This window comes from uncultured Lactobacillus sp. (genome assembly GCF_947367125.1).
Taxonomy (GTDB): Bacteria; Bacillota; Bacilli; order Lactobacillales; family Lactobacillaceae; genus Lactobacillus.
The window spans coordinates 1-7,983 of sequence record NZ_CANBCQ010000058.1 but is presented as its reverse complement, the minus strand read 5'-3'; the positions used below and the strand labels follow the sequence as shown (position 1 = coordinate 7,983).

At 34.4% G+C, this 7,983-nt stretch carries 8 protein-coding genes and 1 pseudogene; 2 read left to right on the top strand and 7 right to left on the bottom strand.

Annotated features, from left to right (window positions below; translation table 11 throughout):
• Positions 1–170: 170 nt before the first annotated feature.
• From Q0Y84_RS11795 to Q0Y84_RS11780, 4 genes are all read right to left on the bottom strand, one after another.
• Entirely contained in the window at positions 171–461 is a 291-nt protein-coding gene (locus tag Q0Y84_RS11795) for a hypothetical protein (RefSeq protein ID WP_297953975.1), read from the bottom strand.
• Between the two features lie 22 nt (positions 462–483).
• Positions 484–837, bottom strand: a complete 354-nt coding sequence (locus Q0Y84_RS11790) for a hypothetical protein (protein ID WP_297953973.1) — start codon at positions 835–837, stop codon at positions 484–486.
• Positions 838–925: 88 nt separating this feature from the next.
• Positions 926–1,201, bottom strand: coding sequence for an HU family DNA-binding protein (locus Q0Y84_RS11785; RefSeq protein ID WP_297953970.1), 276 nt, complete (start codon positions 1,199–1,201; stop codon positions 926–928).
• A 222-nt stretch (positions 1,202–1,423) separates the two neighbouring features.
• Positions 1,424–4,231: a DEAD/DEAH box helicase gene (locus Q0Y84_RS11780; protein ID WP_297953967.1), complete on the bottom strand. Its 2,808-nt coding sequence runs from the start codon at positions 4,229–4,231 to the stop codon at positions 1,424–1,426.
• A gap of 259 nt (positions 4,232–4,490) precedes the next feature.
• Here Q0Y84_RS11780 and Q0Y84_RS11775 point away from each other — a divergent pair, with 259 nt between their 5' ends.
• Together Q0Y84_RS11775 and xerS are read left to right on the top strand one after the other, a co-directional pair.
• Entirely contained in the window at positions 4,491–5,291 is an 801-nt protein-coding gene (locus Q0Y84_RS11775) for a LysM peptidoglycan-binding domain-containing protein (RefSeq protein ID WP_297953964.1), read from the top strand.
• 227 nt (positions 5,292–5,518) lie between these two features.
• A complete protein-coding gene (xerS, locus tag Q0Y84_RS11770) occupies positions 5,519–6,571 on the top strand; it encodes a tyrosine recombinase XerS (protein ID WP_297953962.1) in 1,053 nt (350 codons plus the stop codon).
• 74 nt (positions 6,572–6,645) lie between these two features.
• Here the strand turns inward: xerS and Q0Y84_RS11765 are convergent, their stop codons facing one another.
• The 3 genes and pseudogenes from Q0Y84_RS11765 to Q0Y84_RS11755 form a co-directional block, all read right to left on the bottom strand.
• Complete coding sequence (locus Q0Y84_RS11765) at positions 6,646–7,023, bottom strand: type II toxin-antitoxin system PemK/MazF family toxin (protein WP_133477833.1); 378 nt, start codon at positions 7,021–7,023, stop codon at positions 6,646–6,648.
• The gene (locus tag Q0Y84_RS11760; protein ID WP_297953958.1) at positions 7,023–7,262 is read right to left on the bottom strand and encodes a hypothetical protein; all 240 of its coding nucleotides are present in this window, start codon (positions 7,260–7,262) and stop codon (positions 7,023–7,025) included. Before Q0Y84_RS11760 ends, Q0Y84_RS11765 begins: the two co-directional genes overlap by 1 nt.
• A 211-nt stretch (positions 7,263–7,473) precedes the next feature.
• Positions 7,474–7,983: pseudogene (locus Q0Y84_RS11755) on the bottom strand (hypothetical protein); the annotation flags it as partial.

Below are 7,983 nucleotides of genomic sequence, written 5' to 3'. Positions count from 1 at the left end.
GAACTCCTTTTTCTAATGTTTAAAGAAATAAATTTAAGGAATCATTCATCCTTACACAAACTATTTTACAGTCTCAAAAAGTTCTAAAAAGGTGATTTTTAATAAATCTTATAATTCAGTTCAAACAAAAATCCTATTAAATCATGACTTGCATGATATAATAGGATTTTTTAATTTTTCTTTTCAAGAACTTGATCCAACTTGTCTAAAATTAATTTCTCACGAGCAATAAGTTTATTTATCAACATATTTTGCTTATCGATTATATCTAAAAGTTCTGAGTAAGTCGGAATCTGTTTATTCCCTTTAGGAGTATTCTCAGTTACTGGATTTTGCTCATTATGCTTTTGCTTTAGAGCTTGTATAGCTTTATCAGCAACTATTTCTTGATATTTCATTTCCTGTTCTTTTTCTCTAATACGTTTTCGCCTTAAATCGTAAGCTGATTTCATTTTTACCACAATAACCTTTCTTATTCATTCGTTACTCATTGTATGGGGCAACAAAATCATAATTACGTTGTAATTTACAGATGACTTCTTTTACAGTCGCTGAATTATAAATCTTAAGAACTCGTTGACGATAAGCTTTCATCATTTCAAAAATTTTAGGATTCAAAGTAGGATTATCAAAATTGTAGCCTTGTGCTAAAAGACTGTAACCATTTTCAGTTGTAATGATCTGAGCTTTCAATCCGTGAAAGCCATCTTCTGCTGGTTCATTTTTATTAAAAATTTGGTTAGAACCTGCTACATAATCGCCTTCACGTAATGAATTAATCCTTAAGATCAGAATAGCATCTTTAATAAGACTTACACGAAATTGTTCTTGTGACATTACTTGTCCTTTCTAAACAAAAGGATCTCGCTAGAACGAGACCCTTTTTGTGTTGCATAAATGAAATAAAAATTGTTAATAATACTAACTATTTCTTAATAGCATCCTTGAGAGTTTTACCAGGTCTGAAAGCTGGAATCAAAGTTGCTGGAATCTTAATTTCCTCACCAGTTTGCGGATTGCGACCCTTACGTTCTGCTCGACTACGAACTTCAAAACTGCCGAAGCCAACCAACTGAACCTTTTCATCTTTACTTAAAGCTTCAGTGATTGCACTAAACACTGCATCTACTGCATCCGTAGCATCTTTGCGTGAAAGATCAGCTTTTTCGGCAACACTTTTAACCAATCCTGATTTATTCATAGAATTACCTCTTTACAACATATTATGAATATTTGCGGTATTTTAGATACCTCACTAAAACCAAAGATAACTAGCATTTATTGACCATTTATCCTTGATTCAATTCCAATATACAAGATAAAAAAATCTAAATCATAAACTCTCCAGATAGCAAAAAATGCATCCCCAAAATGGAAAACGCTATAGAATAGATATTCAATCGAAGGGATGCATTTTGTATATTTAATTTTCTTTGTTAGTTTGTTCTTCCTTATTTTTACGTTGTTTCAGACGCTGTTTCTCTATTTGAAAAATCTTAGCCTTAATACCCTTGATATTCTGTTCGTTTTCTTTTTGCTTTTGTGCTATAAATGCTTCTTGCACCGCTGAGTCATTAGCATACGTATCAAAGATTAGCTGTTTAAAATCAATTAGATCAACTAGATCAGCGTCAATGCTGTCAAGGGTCAATAAACGGTAAACGATAACGTCTTTTGTTTGTCCCATTCGATATACTCTACTAATAGCTTGTTGCTCGGTAGATGGCTTCCACTGTGGTTCACAAAGAATCACGATATTAGCGGTTTGAATATTTAGACCTACCCCACCTGCTTCTATTTGACTGAGAAGAACATTGTATTTGGTAGATTTAGTAAAATCACTAATTAGTTGCTGTCTTTGACTTGGACTAATATCTCCAGATAGGACTTCATTCATGGATGTAGGTAGCAATTTAGCTAATTTAAAGAGTACATCCCTCTTAAAAAAGGAAAATACTATTACTTTACGGTCCATCTGCTTAGCTTCACTAGCAATTTCCTTAATCTGTGCAATTTTTTCTGATGCATTATCAATAAATGCTGATCTGCGCATTTTAACTAGCCCACCAAAACCTTCTTCAATACAAGAATCATAAAAATGCTGTTCTTCTTCATTAAAGGTAGACCACCGCTCAATGATTGACATTTTAGGCAATTCTTTAAGAACTTCCTTACGCCTTCTTCTTAAATAAACAGTAGAAATCATTTCCTTAAATTTACTATCAGATAGTTGGCCTGCATTAAAGGTGTTTCTAATTTTCTGGGATAACGCGGGGTTAAGCACTTGAATTAACTGCTTCATTTCAGACACGTTGTTTTCTAATGGCGTACCAGTCATAAATAGTTTGTATGATGCCCTGTTAGCTAATAAATATACCTTTTGGGAGCGCTTGGCTTCGGGATTCTTAATATAATGCGCTTCATCAACAATTAAAATATCTAATTGAACTAAATCTCTCTTTTCTATTAAACGTGAACATTGTTCATAATTGGTCAATAATACTCCACCTTGATCTAACCAAGACTGGTATTCTTTATCACGCTTAGCACCACGAAAAACATAAGTAGGCAATTTAGACCATTTATGAATCTCTATTTTCCAATTTTCTAGGATACTTAATGGACAAACTACAATAGCATACCTGCTACCTATTTGATATAAGTGATTGATTACACCAATAGCTTGGATGGTCTTCCCTAAACCCATTTCATCCCCTAATAAGACGTTTCGGTAAGACAAAATATACTTAGTACCAAAGTCTTGATAAGCTCGCATATTCACAGAAAGATCTTTAGTGATTAAAGGAAAATGATTAACCTGTTCTACGATTGCCTTAGGCAGAGTGGCAGTAATTCGATGTTTTCCTTGACCAGTAAGTTTTTCGATTAGAGAAAAGTAAATCGCACCGTTAGCAATAAAATCTGCTTTAATTCGTTTAAGACTATTGTCTGGTAGTTCATCAAACTTAAGATTATCTCCAGCTTGATGAATAACTAATGCTGACTGATAAATAGATTGAGTAGCTTTATGCCAGTCTATGTAGTCATAGACACTAACAAAATTCAGATCATAATTAGTAACTGCAATGGAGTCTCGAACTGACTTAGCTCTTAGCAGACTACGGTAGGACTGAATAATTTGTTTTTCCTGTGTTTTTTGCTTAAAAGAGTAATTATTACAGAATTTCAGCAAACTTAAGAAACGAAGCTTATCAGTAGTTAAGTTTTCTGCGTTGAATACAGGGAATGCTTCTTTAGATAATTTTTCTACAACTTGCTTGGCCTTGGTAATGATTTTCTCTGTTTCAATAAGCGGCATTTCATACTGTGCTTTTAGCTCTTGAGGACTAAGAATAGCTAAATCCTGCAAGGTAACATCATCAGCTATTAAAGAATCTAGGTTGGGGAAATTGGACTCGCTACTACCTAGTAACCTAATTGAATAACTTGCTATATCTTTAGTAGCTTGCTCTTTTTGCAATTTATTCCATAACTGGATCATTTGTTCATGATAGACGGGATAGCTATGTTCTTTAAGATTGCTGACGATTTCTTCAGCTTGACTTAACACCCATGTGAGAAAAACGTCACCATGAGGTAACAGCCTGTCCACGTGGGGATGCATTGCTTGATATAAAGCGTCTAAATAAAATTGCTTTGATTTCTTAACCTTTTCTTTTACTGGAACATCCCCATGAAGTTCGTTTTCCCAAAAAGTAATCTGACTAATAAAGTCTTCAATTAAATCATAATTATCTTCAATTAGCTGAATATTTTGCTTAGCTTCTTGCTTAACTTGCCTAGATTGAAAAATATTGATTAATGGTCCTAGATCATTATGGTCTAGCTGGTCAAGTACATTCTCTAATTTAGATAATTGATTACCATATTGATCCTGGTATTCTTCAATTTGAAGCAAAATTTGTTCTAGCCAGAATAGTTTAACTGTCTCTTTAGAGATACTCTTACCACCTGCGTTGTAAAACAAAGGAATGTAATTTTGAAAAAGACGTGTTTCCAAAACATGATTTGATAAAGTCGAAATACCATCTAACGTAATTTGATACAATTCTGCTGGAATATCTGCTTGATAGCGCTCATAGTCCTTTTGTTTATATTCATCTACCTTTTGCTTAATTGTTAATTTTAAATTAGGTAAAAGTTGCTCATTTAAATAAGCCTTTGCATTAAAAAAATCTTTGGCTAACTGATTAATTTCACTGGATTTCATGCCTATATTTCCTTAATTGTTTCACTTGTTATTAACTTTAATAAGTAACGAAAAAGCCCATACTTCTAAAAAATCTTATATATAGCATACGGTTTAACTTAAAAAAATCGCCTAAAACTCAATAATGGCCAAAATGCACTAATGACGTAAAACAAAACAGCATTTTTAAGGAATTAGAAGTAAAACCCATTTTCGATACTTATGAAGTAAAGTTATATTTGACCGATAAAATTGAAACCAGAAAGGAACTATACAGCTAATGAAAGTTAGAGTTAATAAGAAGAATACATTACTATTTCTGGGGAGTTCAGCTATGGCACTTACTGGCTCAAATGCTTTGGGTCAAACAGTTCATGCTGACACAAACTCCCCTGCTGAAACAACTAAGGTTGCCAATAACCCCAAGTCCAGTAAAACAGATCAACAAAAACAAAAAGAACATGATGGCTTTACTCTTGTAACAGTTAAATCAGGTGATACTACTTGGGATATTGCTCAAGAAAACGATACTACCGTTGATGAAATCGTTAAAGATAACAATTTATCTAATGGTGGTAGCCTAATTCATATTGGGGATATTCTTAAAGTTAAAAGTGGTAACAGTAAAACTGAATCAAATACCCAATCTGACTCAACAGCTTCAAGCTCTCAAACTCAAACCAGCGCTAATGCTACATCAGTAGAATCAAATTCTGGCACTGGTGCAGGTTATCAAGCTCCTACTCAAAGCTACCAAGCACCACAACAAAGCCAAACCACTAATCAATCAGCTTCAACTACCTACTCTGCACCTAAGCAACCAGCAGCAAATTACACTTCTAGTGCAACTGGTAGTGAAAAAGCCGCTAAAGAATGGATTGCCGCTCGTGAATCAGGCGGTAGCTACACCGCTAGAAACCCTTCATCAGGTACCTACGGACGTTATCAATTAACACCTGATAAGCTTCATGGCGATTTGTCACCTGCCAATCAAGAAAAGACTGCAGATGCCTATGTTCGCGCTCGTTACGGTTCATGGCAAAATGCAAAGAGTTTCTGGATGACTCATAGTTGGTATTAAGATAACCCATACTTACTAGACATTAAATGTACCTAATTTGAACATCATTCTTACCTAATGAAATGAACTCCTGTTTAAATAGACGGGGCAAGATAAATATCTTGCCCCGTCTTCTTGAGTTCAAAGAATATGTAGTAACTATAAGAGACGATAATAGCCACTTTATCACCTAAATTAATGCTGGTATAATTGATGTTAGTTACTTTTAATTAGATTTGAGTGGTTATATGGATCAAAAGCATTATGCTAAATTAATTGATGAAGAATTAGATAAACTGCCCTTCTATGTCAAAGAATTCTACTTAGTTAAAAATTTATCAATTACTACCAAATATCAGTACTTAACTGAAATTAGGCGTTTTTTTACTTGGCTTAGAACGGAAGGAATCAGTAAAGCTTCTGCTAATACTGATATGGAACTGACTACACTTGAACACTTAAGAAGAGAAGATATTATGATGTATCTTGATTACTTAAGAAATAGCGTCAATAAGCAAAACAAGTACAACTCCCCCACTACAATCAATCGTTCAATTAATGCCTTGCGCTCACTATTTCATTATTTAACCGTAATGGCGGATAATCGTGACGGAGAGCCTTACTTCTATCGCAACGTAATGGCTAAGATCGAATCACTCCCTGCTTCCAAGACACTTAATTACCGTGCAACTGAAATTCAAGCGCATATGTACCGTGGTCAAATGAAACACGACTTTATTGACTTTCTTAGCAACAAATACGAAGGAAAGGTAAGCAACTACGTAGCTGGTCACTTTAAGAAGAACAAAGAACGGGATATTGCTTTAATTGCTTTGATGTTAGGAACTGGGGTCCGTGTACAGGAAGCTTCAAATACTAACGTTAATGATCTTGACCTTAAAATGGGGATGCTCAGCGTTACTCGTAAGGGTGGACAAAGAGACTCTGTTCCGATTGCCAACTGGGTGATGCCATATCTAAAAGATTATGTTGCAATTCGTAAGGAGCGTTATAAGCCAGCCGATAATGAAAAAGCACTATTCTTGACCTCATATCGTGGTCACGCTAAAAGAATTACTTCTAATGCGATTGAAAGCTTTGTCTCCAAATACTCCGAAGCATTTGGCAGAAGACTAACACCGCATAAGTTACGGCATACACTGGCTAGTGAATTATATAGTGAAACACATTCTCAAGTATTGGTATCTCAACAGTTAGGACAGCGAGGAACTAGCGCAACGGACTTATACACTCACGTTGACCAGACTAAGCAAAAAGATGCTTTAAATAAAATAAAATAGCAAAAAGGCTAATCGCAATAGATTAGCCTTTTTGCTATTTTACAAATCTTATGTCGGATCTTCTACTGTCTACATTATTCGGAACCAACCATGTCATTTACAAATTTTTGTAATTTATCTAATATTTGAACACTTACATGGTTAACTATTTTTCCATTTCTTGAATCAAAGTCAAAATTTTGAAGTTGCCATAAGACTACGTAGCCTTTTACACCATCACCATTACCACCAGGGATTAGTATTGGTTTATAACGTGGGTTATCTTGATACTTATCCGAAGTTGTTATTGGCATTCCGATAAACATATGTGTAGCTTCATTATAAGCAGTAGTACTCATTACCACATAGTGTCTTCTAATGTTGCCTTTGTTAGGATTGTGACCTCCCATTTCATGTCCAGAATGAGGTTCAGCGTCTGCTTTCACAATATCCCCTTTTTTTGGATAAATCATTAATCAATTACCTCACGTCCTAGGGGTTTTACTTCCTGCAATTCCAAGTCGTTCTGCATATCTTTTTGATAATCATAGTTTTTCCATTCTTTTGTTGCAAAAATGTTTTTCTTTACAACTGGTGTAAAAACTATATTCACACCATCATTTCTCACAGTATACTCTGTACTAGTGATTAGTATGTCTTTAGGTACTGTCAAGGTTTTAGAATTTCCAACTTTTCTTAATTTTACAGTCATAGTGCGTTCCCCTTCCTATGTATACATTAAGTATACACTTAACTACCAAGAAAAGCAAATATAAGCATATATTCAAAGTTGTATTCTGGACAAAAGTTACGAAACAGACGCAAGAAAAAGTAAAAACAAGAAAAACAAAAAAAGCATTTCTGCTGAGAAAAAACTCAAACAAAAATGCTTATTAATAATTATTAATGTGTTTCTTGTACTATTAACGCTTTAAATTATTTGTCTCATCGGATGTGTTTTTAGCAATAGTAGGTTTTTTATAAACCATTTGCCCAATATCAATTCCTAGATTTAACTCACGTTGAACATCGATTACAGTAGCAACTTCTCTCTCTTTGAAGACTTTTACGGCTACAAATTCGATCGTAACACTAATTGGCGTGTCAAAATTGTTTAATACAACTACATGTTTTCCTTTGGTGAGTCTGTTAGCATATTGTTCTCTGATTGTACTTTCAGCTGATCCTACTTCATTGATTGGCAGTGCGGTGGACATGACTACTTTTACGGAAATAGGATCAAAAATATTTTCACCTTTTTCGTAAGCTTCTTGAACCGCTTTGCCTGCAATAAGACTCAATGGCAAAATAAGTGACAAATCAGTAGATGATTTTCCATTTTGCGAATTAATATCAAAAGTAGTACGTGCAAGAGTTGAATTGCTTGCTAAGAGTCCTACTAGGTATCGCTTCATGTTAATAGTCGCATCCAA